15 protein-coding genes and 1 pseudogene are annotated in these 20,044 nt (G+C 68.8%); 12 read left to right on the forward strand and 4 right to left on the reverse strand.

Going from position 1 to position 20,044, the window contains the following annotated elements:
• Window positions 1–662: 662 nt before the first annotated feature.
• Together P3T39_RS35450 and P3T39_RS35455 are read right to left on the reverse strand one after the other, a co-directional pair.
• Window positions 663–1,865, reverse strand: coding sequence for an amidohydrolase family protein (locus P3T39_RS35450; RefSeq protein ID WP_280703424.1), 1,203 nt, complete (start codon window positions 1,863–1,865; stop codon window positions 663–665).
• A 639-nt stretch (window positions 1,866–2,504) separates the two neighbouring features.
• Window positions 2,505–3,035, reverse strand: coding sequence for a hypothetical protein (locus P3T39_RS35455; RefSeq protein ID WP_280703425.1), 531 nt, complete (start codon window positions 3,033–3,035; stop codon window positions 2,505–2,507).
• Window positions 3,036–3,958: 923 nt separating this feature from the next.
• On the opposite strand from P3T39_RS35455, the gene P3T39_RS35460 reads away from it, so the two are divergent.
• Both P3T39_RS35460 and P3T39_RS35465 read left to right on the forward strand, forming a co-directional pair.
• A complete protein-coding gene (locus P3T39_RS35460; RefSeq protein ID WP_280703426.1) occupies window positions 3,959–4,117 on the forward strand; it encodes a hypothetical protein in 159 nt (52 codons plus the stop codon).
• 505 nt (window positions 4,118–4,622) lie between these two features.
• Window positions 4,623–5,048 (forward strand): annotated as a pseudogene (locus tag P3T39_RS35465) (lipid II flippase MurJ); the annotation flags it as partial.
• A gap of 1,137 nt (window positions 5,049–6,185) precedes the next feature.
• Here the strand turns inward: P3T39_RS35465 and P3T39_RS35470 are convergent.
• Entirely contained in the window at window positions 6,186–7,199 is a 1,014-nt protein-coding gene (locus tag P3T39_RS35470) for a transposase (protein ID WP_280703427.1), read from the reverse strand.
• A gap of 140 nt (window positions 7,200–7,339) precedes the next feature.
• Between P3T39_RS35470 and P3T39_RS35475 the strand changes: the two genes are divergently transcribed.
• From P3T39_RS35475 to P3T39_RS35495, 5 genes are all read left to right on the forward strand, one after another.
• On the forward strand, window positions 7,340–9,415 hold the full coding sequence (locus P3T39_RS35475) for a serine/threonine-protein kinase (RefSeq protein WP_280703428.1): 2,076 nt from the start codon (window positions 7,340–7,342) through the stop codon (window positions 9,413–9,415).
• Window positions 9,416–9,488: 73 nt separating this feature from the next.
• Window positions 9,489–9,914: a hypothetical protein gene (locus P3T39_RS35480; RefSeq protein WP_280703429.1), complete on the forward strand. Its 426-nt coding sequence runs from the start codon at window positions 9,489–9,491 to the stop codon at window positions 9,912–9,914.
• Window positions 9,911–12,751, forward strand: coding sequence for a M48 family metalloprotease (locus P3T39_RS35485; protein ID WP_280703430.1), 2,841 nt, complete (start codon window positions 9,911–9,913; stop codon window positions 12,749–12,751). The genes P3T39_RS35480 and P3T39_RS35485 overlap by 4 nt, the downstream gene beginning before the upstream one ends.
• 172 nt (window positions 12,752–12,923) lie before the next feature.
• Entirely contained in the window at window positions 12,924–14,021 is a 1,098-nt protein-coding gene (locus P3T39_RS35490) for an integrase core domain-containing protein (protein WP_280703431.1), read from the forward strand.
• 31 nt (window positions 14,022–14,052) lie between these two features.
• Window positions 14,053–14,355: a hypothetical protein gene (locus tag P3T39_RS35495; protein WP_280703432.1), complete on the forward strand. Its 303-nt coding sequence runs from the start codon at window positions 14,053–14,055 to the stop codon at window positions 14,353–14,355.
• A 26-nt stretch (window positions 14,356–14,381) separates the two neighbouring features.
• Here P3T39_RS35495 and P3T39_RS35500 read toward each other — a convergent pair whose 3' ends face one another.
• Window positions 14,382–15,158: a glycosyltransferase family 2 protein gene (locus P3T39_RS35500; RefSeq protein ID WP_280703433.1), complete on the reverse strand. Its 777-nt coding sequence runs from the start codon at window positions 15,156–15,158 to the stop codon at window positions 14,382–14,384.
• 241 nt (window positions 15,159–15,399) lie between these two features.
• Here P3T39_RS35500 and P3T39_RS35505 point away from each other — a divergent pair, with 241 nt between their 5' ends.
• From P3T39_RS35505 to P3T39_RS35525, 5 genes are all read left to right on the forward strand, one after another.
• Window positions 15,400–15,726 carry a MazG-like family protein gene (locus tag P3T39_RS35505; RefSeq protein ID WP_280703434.1) on the forward strand — a complete coding sequence of 109 codons (327 nt, stop codon included), beginning with the start codon at window positions 15,400–15,402 and terminating at the stop codon, window positions 15,724–15,726.
• Window positions 15,723–17,639, forward strand: coding sequence for an ABC transporter ATP-binding protein (locus tag P3T39_RS35510; protein ID WP_280703435.1), 1,917 nt, complete (start codon window positions 15,723–15,725; stop codon window positions 17,637–17,639). Before P3T39_RS35505 ends, P3T39_RS35510 begins: the two co-directional genes overlap by 4 nt.
• Entirely contained in the window at window positions 17,636–19,012 is a 1,377-nt protein-coding gene (locus P3T39_RS35515; RefSeq protein WP_280703436.1) for an NUDIX hydrolase, read from the forward strand. The genes P3T39_RS35510 and P3T39_RS35515 overlap by 4 nt, the downstream gene beginning before the upstream one ends.
• Window positions 19,009–19,191, forward strand: a complete 183-nt coding sequence (locus P3T39_RS35520) for a hypothetical protein (RefSeq protein ID WP_280703437.1) — start codon at window positions 19,009–19,011, stop codon at window positions 19,189–19,191. The genes P3T39_RS35515 and P3T39_RS35520 overlap by 4 nt, the downstream gene beginning before the upstream one ends.
• 105 nt (window positions 19,192–19,296) lie before the next feature.
• Window positions 19,297–20,044 (forward strand): hypothetical protein (locus tag P3T39_RS35525; RefSeq protein ID WP_280703439.1); only part of this gene is annotated, 748 nt, incomplete at its 3' end.

Raw genomic sequence — 20,044 nt, forward strand, 5'->3', positions numbered from 1 at the left:
ACGACACGACAGGTCACCACTCCCACGGGGCCACCGACCCTATGCCCGACCAACGAAAAGGCAGACCTCAAGATCGGAAAGACAACAGCTTCTAAGTCATTTTGCCTTCCCGTAAACCCTGACACAGCATGACCCGCCGCGGAAGACCACACATGGGCTGCTCTATCCCGCTTCCAGCTGGACCGAGACCGAAGATTGCCCGACACTGGCCGCCGATGCACAAGGACTCGCTCACATGAGCCGAGTTGGCCTTGCAGGGGCCCCAGGAGGTGGCGGCCGAGGCAACCATAGAGAATCTTCCTTGGCTCGACGCGTTCAAGCAGAGACGTGACGAAGCCCCAGCAGGGGGCTGCCAGCGCTTCGTTGGAGCGGACCTGGTCGGGGGAATGACCAGGACCACGCGAAACCACGCTGTCGCTGTCCCACAGCTTCCTCTCGCTCAGACCACGTGTTGGCTTCGCCGACCTGTGCGATAGTCCTTGTCCTAGCGGGCTCATGGCATCACGGGATACAGGGCCGACATCGCTTCAGCGCGATGATCCGGAAGTCCTGCGCACCGAATATGCATTCACCCGGGACCAGCCGGCGACTGCCGGCACTGGTCCCGGGCGTGCGTGGGTCCTGGTTGGTCAGCCTCTACAGGACAAGCAGAACCGACGTGCTCACCAACCGTCGACCGCTCCGTTGCCGTATGGACGTCCTCCTGCTAGGACGAGGCGGAGGGCACGCAGGGCGTTCAGGTCGCGGAGCGGGTCACCGTCGACGACGAGCAGGTCGGCGCGGTAGCCGGCGGTGAGCTGTCCGGTGTGGGTGTCGATTCCGAGGGCGCGGGCGGCGTCGATGGTGGCCATGTCGATGACGCGGTCTCGGGAGAGGCCCAGGTGTTCGAAGAACTCGAGACTGCTCACAAAGCCGTCGAAGACGGCGTTCGGCACACCGGCGTCCGTTCCGGCTACCAGGCGGACCCCCTGCTCGGCCATCCAGCGCACCCGGCCGAACACTTCCTCGGCCCGATCCTTCCCGAATCGCTCAGCAAAAATCCGCCAGTTGGGGCTAGCCGCTGGGCATACGTGGATCTCCTTGGCGACGATGTCGGCGACCACGTCGTCGCGTACCTCGAAGCCTCCGTCGACCATCCACGTGCAGTGCTCGATGGTGTTCACTCCGGCAGCGACCACACCGGCAATGCCGTCCGTACCGTGTGCGTGGGCTGCGACGGGCAAGCCGGCCCGCCTGGCTTCTGCCACGACCAGGTGCAGCTCCTCGGTCGTGAACTGGGACTGCCAGGTCGCAGGTCCGCCCTTGGTGATCCCGCCTCCTGTGGCCATCACCTTGATCACGTCGGCGCCGCTCTCCGCATTGCGCCGCACCTGGTCCCGGATGGCCTCCTCGCCGGAGACCTCGCCCCCGAGGAACCAGCAGTGTCCTCCGGGTGAGGTGATGGGAGCCGTCGCGGCGAGGATCCGTGGACCGTGCAGTACTCCCGCTGCGACAGCATCGCGCAAACGCACAGAGAGTCCACCGCGGTCGCCCAGGTCCCGCACCGTGGTTACCCCGGTGGCCAGCAGTTGCTGTGCCCGGCCGGCCATGCCAAGAAGCAGGCTCGCGTCATCTGCTTCGCGCAATGCACCTACGGGATCCGGCGAGGCGTCGAAGGCGAGATGGACGTGGCAGTCGATCAAGCCCGGCAGGACAGTGCCATGAGGGAAGGACACCCTCCGCACATCGTCGGGGGCAAGCCGTTCCACCTCGTCGCGGGCCCCGACCGCGACGATGCCACCTTTGCTGACGAATACGGCCCCATCGTTCACGCATTCGCCGCCGGGGCCTGTGAGCACCCGTCCGGACGAGATCAACAGCTCCATCATTCGTCTCCTTGATCCAATCCGTTTTTGCCTGCCAGGAACCGAGCGCCGCCCGCGAGTCGACCCCTCGGCTCACGCCCATGGGCGGGGTGTGCCGGAGTCCGCAGCGGAGATCGCCGCAACGGGCCCTGAAAGCGTCGAGATGGAGGGGCCGGTGTCGAGTCGTCACCTGGGCCGTGTGTGCCTGCAGGCAGGCGTGAGGCTCACCAGGCTCAGGGGTGACGTGTTATGCCGATCTCAATGCAATTGCCAGTGCCACGAGTTGTCGTACGTCGGCGTCGAGGTCATCGCCGTGCGGCATCGCTATCGGGACGGCCGTCGAAGTCGCTGAACCGCCCGCCGCGTAGGCATGGAGGGCAGTCCGCAGATGGTCAGCCAGGACTGCGGGTGAAGTCTCCTCTCCACGGTCGTCGTGGGCGCCCAGCTGTGCGAGATACGGGCTGATTCGCACCAGACCGTCACGGCACTCGATGACGCGCCGGTAGTAGCGACGGTGAACGCCGCGAAGGGAAAGCACGTGGCGCCATGGGCTGACGGGTACGCGGTTGTGTTTCCACCGCCTGAGTCGTTGCGCGGGCCGACCGTCGCAGCAGAGGCGCTGCCGACCATCGCGGAGGCCACGATGGAGATTGCCGATAATCAGACGGCAAAGGTGTGTCGAATGGTGCGCATGGCGAACCCGATCTCCCTGTAGTGGTCGGGATCCGATGCCTTATGGCGAAATCGGATCCAGTTGGCCCGGAGCTGCTCGATCCGGTGCTGCACGATTTCAACCTGACGGAAAGGGAATGAATGTCCCCATCCTTTGATTTTTCCACTTTCGTCGACGAGGGGAATAATGGCAGAGAACCCGTCAACGAATGCCTGAAGGAAGGGAAGGCTGAGAATGCGTGCAGCGAGCAATGGCTTCCCTCTGAGCGGGGTCCACGGCGGGTCTTCCGGTGTCAGCCAGCCGGGTGAAGCCATTTCGTGAATGACGAGAGCTGAATGCTGGGGGCCAGACCTGGCCAGGTCGATGAAGAAACCTCCGGGTTCGTCCCCCCAAAGAACGGAAGACAGCATTCCTCCGGAAGCCACGTGAGCCACGGAGGAGGCCAGAAGCCCAAATGAGTCGTCTTCGATCGCCGTCGCTCGAAATATCTCCCTCGTGGCGCCGATGGTGAGCTGCATGCGGCACCACCCGGCCCGGAAAGAGAAATCTACCTGAAGTTCCTGTTCCCCCGCTGGCAACTATGCCTCCCGTATCGCGAGCTGGCAGTTGGAATGTATCCGATCGAGCTGTCACTAGTCCACTGGAATTTAGTGGAACTTTGCCCCTAAAGCGACAAGCGCCACCAAAGCGAACATTATCTTCGCGATCTCGTGCTGCTACGAAGGGAAATAAGATCACTTGCACATTCGTAGTCGACCCTTCCGCTTATGGGCTGGCAAGCCATCTCGCCGTTGAGCTGTCGGACGGATTTTCCACGTGATGTAACCGCTGGCTCCTCCTGGCGGTTACGCATCGACACCCTGTGTGCCCAGGTGGTACTGGGCACACAGGCGATCGGGTTCAACGGCGGCGCCGGCCGGCGCCGGCCGCGGGGGCCGCCTGCTGTGGGCGGTCGGCTCGGTGGCCGGTCTCGTGACGGTGGGAGTCGGGCGGCTTTGGTGCAGGCGTCGGCGGCGCGAATGCCGGTGTGGATGCGGTTCCTGACGGACTACAGGAGGTGCTGGGCTGGTGAAGTTCCTCCACGGTGACCGGAGCCAGGTGGGAGAACGCCGTCCAGAGCACGCTGCAGTCACACGGACGTTGATCTTCCCACGGCCAGGTGACGGACCGGCATCGCTCCACAGAGAGTGGATCAGAACCGGATGTCACGGCCGCCGTCACGGCTCGGAGACCGTGATGTCGACATCGCGCTCGCGATGAACGACCTGCCTCAGGAGATCCTCCGCCGTCTCGCATGTCATCCTGACCTGAGGTGCGGTGCGAGGTGCCGCGCAGTGGTCTGGAGGCCGACATATCGGAGCTGCTTGCCGCAGATGGTGATCCGCGGGTTCGGGCGGCGGTGGCCCTGCACGCGGCTCCTCCCACTATCCAGGAGCGCCTGGTGACCGACCCCGACACGGTGGTACGGGCCGCCCTGGCCGAGCAGGTGGAGGCCCTGCCACCCCGTCTTGCCAGGCTCCTGCTCACCGAGGGAGGAGCCGTCCGTCCGGGATGCCTCGTGCCGGCCAGGCTGTCCCACACCGCCAGAGGAACTTCATGAGCGGCTGCTGGCCGATCCGGCGACCCGATCGCTGATCGTTCCACACCTGCGGCTCACCTCCACGCTTGCGCTCGAGCTGGAGGGCGCCCCGGACAGCGAGGTGCGGTCGGCACTGGTGGACCCCCCGGGCTGCCGGTGAAAGCGCAGGGTGTGCTGGCGGGCGACCACGACGGCTTCGTCCAGTGCCGTCTGCTGTTCCGCCCCGCTGGCTCTGCGACGGGCGACGGCCGAGCTGCTCGCCGAGATAGAAGCGGGTACCAAGGCAGGCGAGGAACAGGCACCCCCCGTCTGGTATCTGGTCATCCTTTGGCTCACCGCCCCGTGTACGCGCGCGTGGGGTTGCCGCGAAATTCGCGAAATCTCAAACGGATGACCTCCTCAGCGCCAACTGGAGGCTCGCCATCCGGGGGCACTGACTGCAGTTCAGTTTCCGCCTGGGCAGCAACACCTTCGAGAGACACCATTTGGGGGCTCCCCAGCGATCTCTGGGCCCTACATTGGGCAGATGGTGAATCGGATCGAGGAATCTCCGGGGACGGGGATAGTTGGGACGCAGCGGCGGGGGCGCCATGCGGCTCGCCGGTCGCGCCAAGGCTCGGGCGGGCTGGCGCGTTCGTCTGCGCTGATGGCGCTGGGCACGGTGGTCTCGCGGGCCACGGGGCTGATACGCCTGGTCCTGCAGGGCTCCGCGTTGGGGACCGCGCTGGTGGCGACCACGTACAACACGGCGAACACGGTGCCCATGAGTCTCTACGCGCTGCTGATCGGCGGAACGCTCAACGCCGCATTCGTACCGCAGTTAGTGCGGGCACGCATGGACCATGCGGATGGTGGGCGCGCGCACGAGCAGCGCCTGATGACCCTGGTGCTCTGCGTCCTGGGGGTGGGCACGGTGGCGGCGGTGCTGGCCGCTCCGCAGATCGTCGGCCTGACGGGCTGGCCGGTGAAGACTCCCTCCGGTCGTCCGCCGCTTCCCCGCGAGGCGCGGGTTCTCAAGGCTCTGGACCGCGATGCGATCTTCGCCCTCTATGAGGAAGCCGGGCATCTGCGGCTGGGCCTGGGCGCGGGCAGTCCGTGGCTGCGAGCTCACCTCGACCCCAGCGGCCCCCATTACCTGTTCCCTGATCCGGCCGACTACTACTGGCCGGACGCGGGCCGACGCTGGTGGCAGTGCCGGGTGCTGCTCAGGATGGTCAACGGCGAGCAGGTGAGCGGCTCGGTGGCCATGCTCCCCGAGACCTTCACCGCCCTGCCCTCGACGCTGCCGCGCCTCAGGCAACGCCGTCTGGCCCACATCGCTCGCGCCACGGAGCGGGACAGCTACCTGTGGGGCCGAGACCACAAGACACACTGCGGCCCAGAGGAATGCGGGTACCTACCGGCCGAGGCAAAGACCGGTTCGCCGTGACCGCAGCCGGGCTGGTGGGGAGCAGGGGAACATGTGGGCGCGCGCATCGCCGCCATCCTGCGCCCTTCCCGCACGCCGCCGCACACTACGGCGAACTCATCGACGAACGAAACGTCCATCACGCGATCCACACCGCCCTGCACAACGCAGGCACGGCGGAAAGCTAACGATGACGGGTCCGAAGACGCGGGCAGTGCGCCGCCCGACCGTGGGGGTAGCCCACCTTTCATGCAGGGACCCGCTCTCGAGCGCACTTGTCGCCACGACAAGGGATCACCGCACCCATGAGGCCGGGCCTGTCAACTGGCAGGCGGGTGCACCCGGGGGTGTGGTTGCTCCCCGGGGCGGTTTTTCGGGGCTTCCCGGCAGCCGCTCGGCGTGGTTGCCGCGTGGGAGGGGTCCAGTTGGAGCGCCCGGAGGCCGCGAGGGATGAGCGGGCGAGGACGAACGAGCTGGACGCCGACGAGCGGCGGCCGATGATGCTCGACCGGGGATGGTCCGAACGTGGTTGTGGTGACAGCGGGTTGGTGTCCCCCTGGGGGGCGGTCAATACGTGGTGTCACATGCACCCATCCGGCGCCCGGCCCAGGCCGGCGCCATGACCGTGGTTCGGGGGACCGGGCTGCTCAGTCAGGTCATCGAGCGCGGCAGGCTGCCGTCTCATGCGGCGGATACGAGCTCACCCGGAGCGTGTGGCTGTCTTGGCCGAGCGGGGGACGGCGGGTCTGCGGCGGGGTGTGGCCTGCTGCTCGTGGACCTCGCGTAGGACGTGGTAGGCCCGAGTGAGGAGCTTGCGGGCCACGGCGGTGGTGGCGATGCCCTGCGCTCCCAGGCGCACGCGCTCCTCGCGTGAGTACCAACACGCGGCCTGTACAGGGCGGATGAGGTTTCCGGCAAGAGCAGGGCCAGCGGTCCGGACTTGGCGTCCGCGATCACCTGCTCGATCAGGGCGTGCTGCCGGTGCTGGAGCTCGGCCTGCAGCATGGTGAACGGGCTGTCGGTGAAGACCGCGTGGTAGCGCCAGGTGGCGAACAACTCGCCCTGGCCGGTGGCGACTTCCTGGTTCAGGCGGCGGACCCGGCGCACGATCAGGCGGGCGGTGGCCTGCTCGGACTTCTTGCGGCCGGTGAACGCGGTGTAGGTCGTCTCGGCGACTTCGGCGTCGGAGACCAGTTCGCCGGTGTCAGGGTCGACGAACGCCTCGGGGTAGTGAATCGGGGTCCAGGCATCCTCGGCGATGGCCGCGATCGCGGCGGCGATGTTGGGGTTCATTCGGACGGTCAGGGAGAAGCGGGCGTCGGCTCGGCGGCAGGCGGCCACCATGTCGGCGTTGTAGAACTGGCTGTCCGCGCGGACGATCACGGTCCCGCTCGCGCCGACCTGGGCGGCGGTGGCCAGGGCCTCGGAGGTGAACGGTCCGGCTCCGCGGGCGTCGGCCGCCTTGCCGCGCCGCAACCGGACCGCCGCGATCACGGGCCGGGCCAGCGGGGTGGAGAGGGTCGCCAGGATCGGGTGCAGGGTCCGCACACCCTTGAACCGTCCAACCTCCGCGCCCTGCTTGGCGCGGCCGTAGACGCGTCGGTGGGTGGGGTCGATGTCCACGAACGCCACCTCGTCCACCCCGGGCAGCACCGGGGTGGTGCGGGCCAGACGGGCAAGGAAGTGCCGGTGCACCGCATGGAGTTGCCGGTTCCTGGGAGACTGCCACCACTCTGGTTACATCCAATTCCATTATCTGCCATCGGATTTGTCGGTCCCCGCAGCGCCTGTCGCCGCTACTCTGAACCACGACGCCTACTGTTGGGGGCAGAGGGATGACGAACTGGCTGGCGCCCGGATACGTCGAGATCCGGCAGCTGAGTGACGGGGCGCGTGGTCGGTTCGCGCTGGTCCGCAAGGACAGGAGTGACGAACTCCGGGTGATCCAGTACCTCTTCGTAGGCCCCACGGTCGACGGTGCGGATGCGCACCGGATCCGGCGGGAGGCTGCCCTGCTGGCCAGGGGGAGCGACCCGGGCGTGGTGCGCATCCACGAGGTGCTCGACGCCCCGGACGGCGTGAGCATCGCCCTGGTCATGGAAGCCGTCCAAGGCCCGGTGCTGCGGGGGCTGCTGTCCGCGCGCCCACTCCGGCCCGAGGCCGCGCTGGCCGTGCTGCACGACACGCTGTTGGGCATGGTCGCCGCCCACGAACGGGGCATCGTTCATCGGGACTTCGGCCCGGACAACGTCCTCGTCACCAGCGTAGGGCGAGGCAAGCTCACCAACATCGGCGTCGCCGCCCAGGGCGCCCCGGCCTACCGGGCGCCGGAGCTCTGGAGCGGCGGCCCCGCCTCCCCGGCCTCCGACCTGTACGCCGCTGGGGCCACACTCTTTGAGTGCCTCACCGGCACCCAGCCGTTTCGCGGCACTGCGGCCGAGCTGCCGGTCCTGCACCGCACCGCTGGCGCGCAGCTCGACGAACTCCCGGAGCCGGTGCGCCCGCTGGTGGCACGGGCCATGGCCAAGGACCCGCGTGAGAGGTATTCCGACGCGGGGGCTTTCGTGGCCGACCTCGTCGCCGTGGCCGGTGCCGCCTACGGGCCGGACTGGCTGGAGCACGGCGTCCAGGCCCTGGCGGACGCGGCCGAGGTCGCATCCGGTTCCCAGGCGCCCGCCATTCCGGATAGGTCGCCCGTCAAGCGTCGTAGGACCTGGCTCGCGGCTGTGGCGGGCGTGGTCGTCCTCGCCGTTGTGGCCGTGCTGCTGGTCCTCGATGACGGCGGTAGCAAACCCGTGGTGCGGGAGCCGTTCGTCGAAGCGCTCGCCGCACTCGCGAAGGCTCCGGGTGTGCGCTACCACGACCAGCAGGTGAATTTCGAGTACTTCGACGTGACGATGACGTCGAGCGGCGAGCGGTTCGGCAGTGTCGGGAGCACACCGGATGCTTCGGGAAAATCCGATGAAGCCTTCCTGACCGTCGGTGGCCGGGACTACACCAACTTCAAGAACGACCCGACGACCAGCGGGTGGATCTACACCCCGGGCGACGACGAAAAGAACTTCGCTCCGGCTCTCAAGGACTACCAAACTCCGGCCCAGTTGGCCGCAGCCCTGACCAAGGCACTCGACCAGAAGCAGAAGCCCCGTCTGCCCGTCGTCGGCGACGCCTCGGCGAAGTCCACCAGCGTGGACGGGACTCCGGCCTGGAAGGCGGACACGGTCGACGGGTACGTCTACGTCACACAGAACTCGCCCTATAGGCTCCTGCGGTGGGAGCCACCGGGTGTCGAAACACTGCTCAATGCCACCCCGAAGAGCCAGCTGCCGAGATCCGTCGAGGCCCGGACGCCGCTGTCCAACTCCCGGGGCATGGACGTCACCCCAATCGCCGACGCCGCCCAGCCGTACGGCACCGTCATCCAGGACACCAAGGACCTGGCGAACGCGACCACCGGCGCCTCAGTGCAGATCCTAGAGACCGACGACGCCGGCAAGGTCAACTGCGGCCACTCGGGCTGTCACGTTGAGGTCGACTTCACCGGTCCTGTGTACAACGCCACTTCCGCAGACTACGCGCTCACCGACGTCTACATCGACATGAGCGTCGCGTCGATCACCATCGCAGGCCAGGAGGTTGGTGGCTGCACCAGCGGTCCCCAGCCCTTCCAGCTCACCGGCGACACCCTGACCGGCAAGCTCACCTGCGACAACCCCCAGGCCGGCCCGGCCGCCGACGCCGCCGCCGCCCAGAACCAGCAGATCGCGAATGCCAACGGCTCCTCCCAGTATTGGGACGTCACGAGCGTCCCCCAGCTCGATGTCCGCCCGCTGAGCAGCGCCGACATCGGCCAACTCGTCACGAAGGAGCAGGATGAAGAGCAGTCCGCCGGCCATGTCCCAGGAGAGTGAGCCGGACCCCCGTGGGCTGCGGGACCTCATCGTCTCGAGCATCGTTGCGAAGCTCGCCCCGGAGGAGCTCCCATTGGTCGAGGCCCTGCACGGGCTTGACGACGAGACGGCGCTCCAGCGCCTCACTACCCGGCGCAGCTGGCGTGAGCCGCTCGGGTTCGGTGTTGAGGCCGTCGGCGCGTTGCTGACGCCGGTCCTCTGGGTCGCCGTGGACCAGGCGGTGCGCCGGGTCGTCGACTCGGCTGCCAAGCGGGCGGGCAAGGCGAAGCCGGGCTGGCGCCTGCTTCCTGGCCGGCGCCGGAGCCTCGAGCCGGCGGGCGTGCCGGCGCTCTCGCGCGAGCAGCTGCAGATTGTCGAGCAGTGCGTGCTCGAAGCGGCTCAGCAGGCGCGCCTGTCCGAGGACCGGGGCGCACGGATCGCCGACAGCGTCGTCCGGCGCCTGATCCTCGCCCAACCCGCCGGTGAGCAACCCGCCCAAGCCGCCGGAGACGGTCCATGACCGAGGCGACGGCCGGAACCTCCGAACACCCGGATGCTCCGTCCCCGCCCCGCCGCCCATCTCGGGTCGGCGCGGGCACGACCCAGCGGTTCGTCCTACTGGCCGGGCTGTTCCTGGCCGGCTCGCTGTTCATGCTGTCCGACCTGATCTTGCGGCTGACGGATCCGCGCAACGACCTGGCGGGCTGTGCCCTCGCGGCGGGCTTCGACCCGGTGCACAACAGCCCCGCGAACCTCCTGGCCCAGGACACGCCGGCCTTCCATCAGTGCGTCGACCACAACGTCGGCCCGTGGAAGCTGCTCTGGCTGCCGCTGACCGCCACTGTCGTGGTCCTCGTGCTGGCGCTCGTGCTCTACCTGCTGATCCCACGTTGGAAGGGGCGGCGCTCCCGGGTGGCGCCGCTGCGGGACGCCGAGGGCCTCGACTGGCTGGCCGCTCTGGCCGCCGCACACGGTCTGCCCAGGACACCGGCCTTCGTCGTCGACACGAGAGCGCTGCTCAGCTCGAACGCGATCGCCTTCGGCCGGCTGGGCCGCTACACGGTGCGGCTGGACCTCGGTCTGGTGAAGCTGTTCCACCAGGAGCGCAGCGCCTTCGAGGCGACGATGCTGCACGAGTTCGCCCACATCCGCAACCGGGACGTCGACATCACCTATCTGACCATCGCGCTCTGGCGCGTGTTCTCCGTCGGCTTGCTGGTCCCGTTCGTCGCCGTGGACGGTTGGATGCTCACCGGGGCCATTCGGTCGAACGACCCCTTCAACGGCAGCGCACCCGGCCTCACCCGCAATCTGGCCCTGGCCGCGTTCATGGTCCTCCTGATGTACCTCACCACCGCCGACCTGCTGCGCACCCGGGAGCTGCACGCGGACCTCGACGCGGTCGCCCAAGGCGCCGACGCGAGCTACTGGACCCGGCAGCTGGAGCCTGGCCACAACGGCCGCCCGGCGCGAGCGGCTGGCCGCGCGATCCACTCACTGCTGCGCACCCACCCAGACTGGGAGGCCAGGGTGGCCACCCTGGCCGGCGGCTCGGCCTCCGTCGCCGTCCGGGCTCTACCGATGGTCCTGACGGGCGTGGCGGTCGAAGTCGTCGGATATCTGATCACCTTCACGACCGGGCTCAACACCTACCTGCCCGAATGGCTGGCCGATCCCGGAGTGTGGCCCGCCGCGGTGCTCGCCACGGCCGTGGGAGGTGTCGCAGTCTGGCGCAGCGTGCTGCACGCCGAGCCGGGCGCACCCGCACCGTCCGGGCTGCGGGCGGGGCTCTGGCTGGGTACCGGCCAGCTAGCGGGTGAACTGGCGGTCAGCCAGTTCCTGGGGAACCAGTGGGCGCCCGCGTTCCCGGAGGTGCTCCTGCTGCTGTTGCCGGTGATCGTGCCGGCGGCGGTGCTGTGGTGGACGGCGGGGTGCGCCGGACTGTGCGCCGCGCTTCCGCCGGGCCCGCGGCGTGCCGCACTCGGCGCGGTGACGATGGTCGTCACCGCGCTGGCGTTCGCCTGGTGGTACGGCTGGTGGCAGGCCGCCGGCACGACCTTCGCCGGCGGAATGCCCTACTCGACCTCCACCGCGCTCGCATTCCTCAACAACGGCTTCGCCCCCTCGGAGCAGATGGCACCGTCGACCACCGCGGACCTCATCGCCAACCTGACCATCGTCGTGCTGACCCTGACGAGTCAGGAGTGGGGGAGGCTGCTCACCGCCGGCCTGTGGCTCGTCCCCCTGCTCGGCGCAGCCCACCGCCGCACCCTACGCACTGGTGCGGCGTGCGGGCTCCTCGGCGGGGCTGTGGCGGGCACCGGTGTCATCGCCATCACGCACCGCGCGCAGGTGTGGGTCTGGTCCGACCACCAGCCGTTCATTCCGAGCATGACCGTCTATGAGGCCTGGCTGTTCATGATTCTGCTCTGCGGGGCCGTCGTCGCCGCGGTGGCGGCCGCGGCCTTCAGCAAGGGTGGAGCCGCAGCCGCAATGGTCTCGGCCGGATCCGCCATGACGATCGGGCTGGTCGTCCTGCTCGCGATCAACGAGACCGACGGGTGCGTGCGGCCGCTCGCAACGGTCTCGCACGTCTGCCACCCCGCCTCCGGTGCGGACTGGCTGGTGCTCACCCAGTTCCTGCCGGAGCTCCTCGCCGTCGCCGGCATGGTCAGCCTCGTGATGGCATTCGCAGTCGTGGTCGTCGCCAGACTCGTGGCGACCGTCCGAGGCGCCGCCCGCCTCCCACGCCCGCCCGGCACGGCAGCCATTGCGGTCGGCGGCAGTGGGAGGCGCCACCCGGCCCTGCGCCTGACCGGCACAACCGTAGCCTGCGTGCTACTGATCGGCTTCGGAGTAGCCGACTACGGGACAGGGCAGGCAGGCGACGGCTCGAACCGCAGCGGCCCCGACCCGCTCATCACCGGCCTGAGGAAGACTCCGGTGTCCGAGCTGGAACTCGGCCTGCAGGTGTACGCCTGGGGCCACTTCGGCGGCGGACCCATCATGGGCGACTACGAGCACGACCTGGCCGACATCGACGACAGCGTCGGCCAGGACGGCAGCGTCGACGTGCCCGCGATGCGACACGGGTGCACGAACCTGGTCAACGCGATCGACCGCGCCACCACCTACTTCCCGATACCCGACTCCACCCAGGAAGCCGCCTGGACCGCCGTCCTCGCCGGCAACCGGAAGGAGGCACAGGCCTGCCTCAAGGCACTCGCGCCGCTGGATCCAGCGGAACTCGGTCGCGTGCTGTCCGCGTTGAACCCTCCTGTGGATCCAGTGGCCACCATCATTGACGCCCTCCGCAAGGAGTCGGACCCAGTACAGCACCTACTCGGGGCCAAGTGAGCAGCTGTCCTGACGCTATGTCAGCCTTACGACCTCATTAGGTGAGATACATCCCTGCCCTTGCCGAGAACCTCATCCGGCCTGGTGGGAGGCAGGGTGCACAAGTGCCGCCCTCGTCAGTCGGATAGGCGCTCTGGCGGAGCCGACGAGCTCCGCGACATGATGATCGACCGTGCTGCTACAACTGGCGTACCCGGGTGTGACGAACGCGTTCGCGTTGCTGCGGCTGCTGCCGATGAGCGACCGTGAGAAGGACGTGGAGATCCTGGCTCTTCGCCATCAGATCAGCGTTCTGGAACGGCAGCTGAGCGGACAGCGGGTCCGCTTCGCAGCAAGCGACCGGGCATTCCTGGCCGCGCTGCTGCAGGGACTGCCGACCCAGGTACTGCGTCGGATGCGGTCACTGGTGCGGCCCGACACCGTACTGCACTGGCACCGCGACCTGGTCGCCCGCCGCCACGCCGCCCGGTCCCGGCCGAAGCGCCCAGGCCGACCGCGCACCGTGCGCTCCATCCGCGCCCTGGTCCTGCGCCTGGCCACGGAGAATCCGGGATGGGGGTACCGGCGCCTGCACGGCGAGCTGCTCGTCCTCGGGGTAAAGGTGGCCGCGTCCACGGTGTGGGAGATCCTGAAGGAGGCCGGTATCCCGCCGGCACCCGAGCGCACCTCCACCACCTGGGCCAACTACCTGCGCTCCCAAGCGGACGCACTCCTCGCCTGTGGCTTCTTCGAAACGGTCACCCTGTCCGGAGCCCGCCTGTACGTGCTCGCGGTCATCGGGCACGCCAACCGACGGATCCGGATCCTCGGCGCCACCGCACACCCGACCGCGTCCTGGGTCACACAGGCCGCGAAGAACCTCGTCATGGACCTCGAGGACGCCGGCTCTCGGGCGCGCTACACGATCCGGGACCGGGACGGGAAGTTCCCTGAACTGTTCGACGCCGTCCTCGCCGACGCGGGAATCCAGGTCGTGCTCAGCGGCGTCCGGATCCCCCGCATGAACTCCCTCATGGAGCGCTGGGTGCAGACCTGCCGCCGCGAACTGCTGGACCGGACCCTGATCTGGAACGAGCGGCATCTACTCCACGCCCTACGGGAGTTCGAGAAGTTCTACAACTCCCACAGGCCGCACCAGGGCATCGCGAACGCCCGCCCCCTCTGCGCGCTTCCCCGGCCGATCGACAACCCGAAGCAAATCACCCACCTCGACATACGCCGAACCGACCGTCTCGGCGGCCTCCTCCACGAGTACCAACATGCAGCCTGAACAGGCCGGATGAGGGTTTTCGGCAAGCGCAGTGTTGCTGAGGCACCTGCCGGGATGGCAGCCGGCCGGGGTGCTGGACACCCTGCGCCTGGCGCGCGCGACCTACCCGAAGGCGAGCGGATACGGCCTCGACGCGCTGATCGAGCTGGCCGGGATCGACCTGGCGGCCGTCCCGGGCCAGCGCCACCGAGCCGCCTTCGACGCCCGTGCAGCCGCGCTGCTGCTGCTTCACCTCGCCGAGCGCTACGCCACCTGGGGCACGCTGATCGCCGCTGCCGTCCCGCCCAGGATGCCGGGACACCCCCTCCCGCAGGAGCAGCCAACACTATGGTGACTTACCCCGCCCGAAGACCGCGCACGCTAGATCCGCGACTTGCGCCGCGAGTGCCAGGCGGCGCCGGCCAGCGAAAGCACCGAGCGGTGCACCGGCAGCTGTTCGTGGTCGCGGTACAAGCGCCAGTTGTATGGGACGAGAGCCAGCTTGCGGGAGGACAGCGATCCCGCGCGCCCGGACCTGTACACCGCCAACGGTTCTTGCAGCCCCCGGGCGGAGTGCCCTTCCCTCATGATCGACAGCCACAGCCCGTAGTCCTGGCGCCTCGGCATGTCCGGCATCAGCCGGGTGCCCAGCACCGTCCGGGAGTACATGGCGGTCAAGCACCCGATGTGGTCCTGCACCAGCATGTCGCGGTACGTCACGCGCTCCCTTGCCGCAATGATCCGCCCGTTCGGGGCGAAATCGGCAGCCTCGCCGCTGAAGTCAGCGTCCATCTTGTAGTACGAGGTGTAGGTCAGGGGTGCGCCGGCGGTGGCTGCGAAGTCGAGCTGCCGTTCGGCCTTCGTCGGCAGCCACAGGTCGTCGGCGTCAAGGAACGCCACCCACTCCCCCCGCGCCCGCGCCAGGGCGAGGTTGCGGGCCCTGGCCGCGCCGCCCTGCTCCGGCGCGGTATGCGGGCGCACACGCTCGTCCTGCCGGGCGAACTCCATCAGCAGATCCCAGGAGCCGTCGGTGGACGCGTCGTCCGTGATCAACAACTCGACATCGCCGTGGGTCTGCGCGAGCACGGAGCGCACCGACGCGCCGAGCGTCGGTGCGCTGTTGTGCACGGGCATCACGACAGACACGAGCGGCGGCACAGCTACTCCTTACCCAGGTGGAGTCGTCGGCCAAGGCTATACGCGGGAACCGCCGCTCGCCGCCGTCCCGCCGGGGCTACCGGGACACCCCCTGCCAAAGGAGGACCCGACCTTGTGATGAGGAGCCCGGCCGAAATCGAAAACGTGGTCTTCGACCCGAGCTCGCCGAGAACCGCCGGGAACCGCCGGGAACCGCCCGACGCTTGGACGCGAATTCGAACAGAGAGCAGGATCAACCCCCATGGAAGAGCTGCTGAACGTCGCCAACTTGGTTGCTAATAAGCTGAATTCACGATTCGATGGCCCGCCCGAACAGCGCCAGATCCTGCAAGCGCTCAAGGTCCAGGAAGAGGCCGGCGAACTCGCGCAGGCCGTCATCGGAGCCCTGGGCGTCAACCCGAACAAGGGCCACTCCCACACCTGGGACGACGTACGCGCCGAGGCGTGCGGCACCGCCTTCACGGCGCTCGTCCTGCTCCACATGCTCGGCGGCGACCCCGCCTGGTTCCTCGCCGAGCACCTGCACACCATCCGGACCAAGGCCGAGGGCTGGGAGGCCACCGCTTGACCACAACCGCCACCCCCATCGCGGACGAGCAGCTGGAGTTCAGCGGCGACAAGCGCCGCGTCGAGGCGACCCGGGCGATCACCGTCACCGCGATGGCCCGCCGCCTGCCCCAGGTCGTCGCCCGCGCCTACGCCCTCACCTGGCGCATCGAACCCCGCTCCGCCGCGCTCCTGCTCACCTGCCAGATCCTGTCCGCCACCCTGGGCGCAACCGGCCTGTTCGCCACCGCCAACGGCATCAGCGCCGTCTTCACCTCCGGCGCGACGACCAGCCGCCTGATGGCTGCCCTGCCATCCATCCTCGTCATCGCCGCCACCGCAGGGCTGCGCCGACTGCTCGGCATCATCAACCAGACCATCACGGTGCGTCTGTCCCCCCGCATCGCCCGCGAGGCCGAGGCGACGGTGCTGCGCGCCACCCTCGCCACCGAGCTGACCGCCTACGACCACTCCGGGTACTCCGACGACCTGGAGGCGGCCGACCGGGGCGCGGAGATGTGCGTCGAGATCCTGGGCGAGGCACAGAACCTGCTGGCCTCGCTCGGCTCGCTGATCGGCGCGGCCTCCGTCATCGCCTACCTCCACCCGCTGCTGCTGCCCCTGCTGGTCCTGGCCGCGCTGCCGCAGGGCCTCGCCTCGGTGCGCGCCGCCCGCGTGCAATACCTCGCCAGCCGCGACGCCATGGCCGACCGGCGGATCATGGCGAACCTGCGCTGGTACATCCACGTCAAGGCCCAGGCCGACCAGGTCCGCTCCGACACCATGAGCGGCTTCCTGATGGACAAGTACGACCAGGTCGGCCAGCGCCTGGACCGCAACGCCCAGGACGCCGCCAGGGCCACCGCGAAGGTCTCCGTAGTCGGCGCGCTCGCCTCCGGGCTCGGCGCCGGGATCGTGTGGGCGACGATGGCGTGGCTGGTCACCAGCGGCCGGATGAGCCTGCCCCACGGCGGCGCTGCCGTCGTCGTCCTCACCGCGGTCTCCAACAGCCTCGCCGGGATCGTCGGCTACGGCGCCTACCTGTTCCGTATCGGCATGTACCTGGACGACTTCTTCGGCTTCCTGGACAGCGCCGGGGGCTTCGCCCTGCGCACCGGCACCCACCGGCCCGAGCCGCCCCGCCGGGTGACGGTCAAGGAGCTGACCTACTCCTACCCGGCCAGCGACCGCACCGCGCTCAACGGCGTGACCCTGCACGTCGATCGAGGGGAGATCGTGGCGCTCGTCGGGGAGAACGGCTCCGGCAAGACGACGCTCGCCAAGTGCCTCGCTGGCCTCTACACCCCGGCCCCGGGCGAAGGCACGGTGGAATGGGACGGCACCGACACCCGGACCATGGACCCACAGGCCATGTGGGAGCAGGTCGCGGTCGTCCCACAGAACTACGCGCGCTGGCCCCTGACCGCCAGGGAGAACATCACGCTCGGCCAGCCCCACGACGACGGCGACGACGAGGCGCTGTGGGCCGCCGCCCGGGCCTCAGGGGCGGACGAGGTGCTGGCGGAGCTGCGCTCGGGCCTGGGCACGCTGCTCGCGGTGGAGTGGCTGGGCGGCGAGGAGCTGTCCGGCGGCCAGTGGCAGCGCCTCGCGCTGGCCCGCGCCTTCTACCGCCGGGCCGGGCTGCTGGTCATGGACGAGCCGACCGCCGCGCTCGACCCCCGCGCGGAGCACCGGATCTTCACCAACCTGCGTGAACTCGCCAACGACAAAGCCGTGGTGCTGGTGACGCACCGGCTCACCAACGTCGCCATCGCCGACCGGATCGTGGTCCTCGACCACGGCGAGGTCATCCAGTGCGGCACCTTCGACGAGCTGGTGGCCGACACCGGCGGCCGGTTCCGGGAGCTGTGGGACCTCCAGAACGACCGCACCGGCATCCCCGTGCAGCGGTCCAGCGAAGAGGAGAACGCGTGATCTCGTACAAGCTGCTCGCCGACCAGGCGTGGGCCGAGGGTATGGAGAAGCTGGCCGCCGGAACGGTGGTACTCGACCCGCAGGGCCGGGTGCTGCTGATGCGCCGCCTCCCGGACGACGTCCTGCCGGGCATTTGGGACTACCCGGCGGGCGGACTGGACCCCGACGAGGACCCGCTGCTCGGCGCGGTGCGGGAGCTGGCCGAGGAGACCGGGATCGTCCTCGATCCGGCGGAACTCGAGTACGCCAGACACCTGGACTTCACCAACACGCGGGGGCGCAGGACCCGGCAGTTCGTCTTCACCGTCACGGTGCCCGTCGACACACTGGTCACGCTCACCGAGCACGACGCCTGGGGCTGGTTCACCCCTGACGCGCTGCCGACCACCAGCGACGGCTACCGGCAGGTGATCGACTGGCTCACCAGCCGCCTCGCAGCCGGATGGAAGCCGGTCAGCGAGTACGTGCGGACCATCGCCCGACCGATGACCTACGCCTGCTTCCTGCTGCGCGACCAGCAGGGCCGGGTCCTGGGCCTGCGCAACGCGGTCGACACCGACCGCTGGGACTGGCCGGGGGGCAACGCCGAGCCCGGGGAGAGCCCGTTCACCACCGCGCTGCGCGAGGCCCGCGAGGAGATCGGCCTCGACCTGCTGGCCGAGAACCCCGAGCCGGTCGCCCGGCAGCGCCTGATCGCCGTGATCCACCAGGAGGCTGATGCCCGGCGCCCGGTCCCCTCCATCGGCTGGGTCTTCGACGGCGGCGTGCTCTCCGCCGAGCAGCAGGCCCGCATCGTCCTCGACCCCCGTGAGCACAGCGAGTTCCGCTTCGAGACCGACTACAACTGGCGCCACTTCCTGACGCCGGAGGAGTACCGGCAAGACCTCCAGATACTCCGCGCCGCCCGCTCCGGCCGGGTGCTCTACCTGGAGCGCCCGGCGCCACCGGAGCAGGACTTCGAGGGCGTGATCGTGTTCGTGACGAACCGGCACGGCCACCTGCTGATGCACCACCGGGACCAGAAGGACGGCATCGCGTGGCCGAACCACTGGACCCCGATCGGTGGTTGGCGCGAGGGCGACGAGAGCCCAGCCGAGACCGCGACGCGCGAGGTGCTGGAGGAGGCCGGCATCGTCGTCACCGACGTGCGACCCCTGGAGGGGCTCCGGCATGAGCGGGTCGGCCAGATGTCGCGGGTGCTCCGGGCGGTCTACGACGGCCCGCCGGAGGCGATCCGGCTCGGCGACGAAGGCCAGGCCGTCGCCTGGGTGCCGTTCGACCAGGCCACCGACCGCCTGGTGCCGCCCTACATGCACCACTACCTCACGCTGCTCGCCGCTGACGCCGACCGGCCCACCGGGAGGATCTCGTGACCGAGCTCGACCACACCGGCCAGCCGGCGAACAGGGCGCCCCGCAAACCGGGGACGGACCCGCTGACGCTGGTCGTCGGCGTCCACCTCGTCTTGGTCGACGACGGAACCGTGCTACTCGGGCGGCGGCGCAACACCAGCTACGCCAACGGACTGTGGCACCTCCCGAGCGTTCACTAGGCAAGGCTGCTGTCGAGTTTGACGTTGTCGAGTTTCGAACCCACCGTACCGGTCGAGGAGAGGACGAGGGATATGTTGGACGCAGGTCCGCTGACAACCACTGGATTGAGCGAGAGCCTGCTGAACTACTGGTCCGTCCGTGAGCAGCTCGTCGAGGCCGGTCTGGCGACGAACCCCAGCGACCCGATTGGTGGACTGGCCGAGGCGCTGACAGCGGCTGCCTTGTGGCCAGGCCGCTCCGTCCAGGACGCCTACATGCGGGCTCGGGGAGTCCGGACGAGTTTCGACGCCTCGGGCACCTACGGCCCCGCCCTCGGGTCGATGCCTTCGTCGGCGACCAGGCGGCGCAATCCACTCGTGGTCGATCTCGCTGTGTCCTGGAAGGCGATCACTGAAAGGGTCGTGTCGATTCGCGACTTCGCTCGGCAACGCCGAGGGGAACGCTGGGCCTGGGACACGGCGACCAACACCGCACCCTGCAGCAGTGCTGACGTGCCGCCAGAAGACCGCTACTCGGGTTTGGCTCGGGTTCAAGTCAAGGCGCGCTTCGCGCCCGACGCACCATTCCACGGCGACCTCGATGCTCTGCCATTCAGTGCAGTTCGAGATGGTGCCATCCCGGCCAACGATCTGTTCGTGCTGGTCATGTTCGCTCGCATGGACGAACTGGAACGATCCCTTCAGCACGCAAACTTCGTCTGGACGGCGATCCTGCTCTCCAACGAGTGCGTGCGCTCACTTGACCCGGGAACTGGCTCAGAAGCTGTTGTCTTTCCGATCTTGAGGTCTGCCTTTTCGTTGGTCGGGCATAGGGTCGGTGGCCCCGTGGGAGTGGTGACCTGTCGTGTCGTCG

The sequence above is a fragment of the Kitasatospora sp. GP82 genome, assembly GCF_029892105.1.
In the GTDB taxonomy this organism is placed as follows: Bacteria; Actinomycetota; Actinomycetes; order Streptomycetales; family Streptomycetaceae; genus Kitasatospora.

What these genes read in the sequence shown, in the direction of transcription:
- P3T39_RS35505 (WP_280703434.1), top strand. Translation starts at nt 15,400, where the DNA reads ATGGAAGAGCTGCTGAACGTCGCCAACTTGGTTGCTAATAAGCTGAAT.
- P3T39_RS35475 (WP_280703428.1), top strand. Translation starts at nt 7,340, where the DNA reads ATGACGAACTGGCTGGCGCCCGGATACGTCGAGATCCGGCAGCTGAGT.
- P3T39_RS35450 (WP_280703424.1), bottom strand. Translation starts at nt 1,865, where the DNA reads ATGGAGCTGTTGATCTCGTCCGGACGGGTGCTCACAGGCCCCGGCGGC.
- P3T39_RS35485 (WP_280703430.1), top strand. Translation starts at nt 9,911, where the DNA reads ATGACCGAGGCGACGGCCGGAACCTCCGAACACCCGGATGCTCCGTCC.
- P3T39_RS35455 (WP_280703425.1), bottom strand. Translation starts at nt 3,035, where the DNA reads ATGCAGCTCACCATCGGCGCCACGAGGGAGATATTTCGAGCGACGGCG.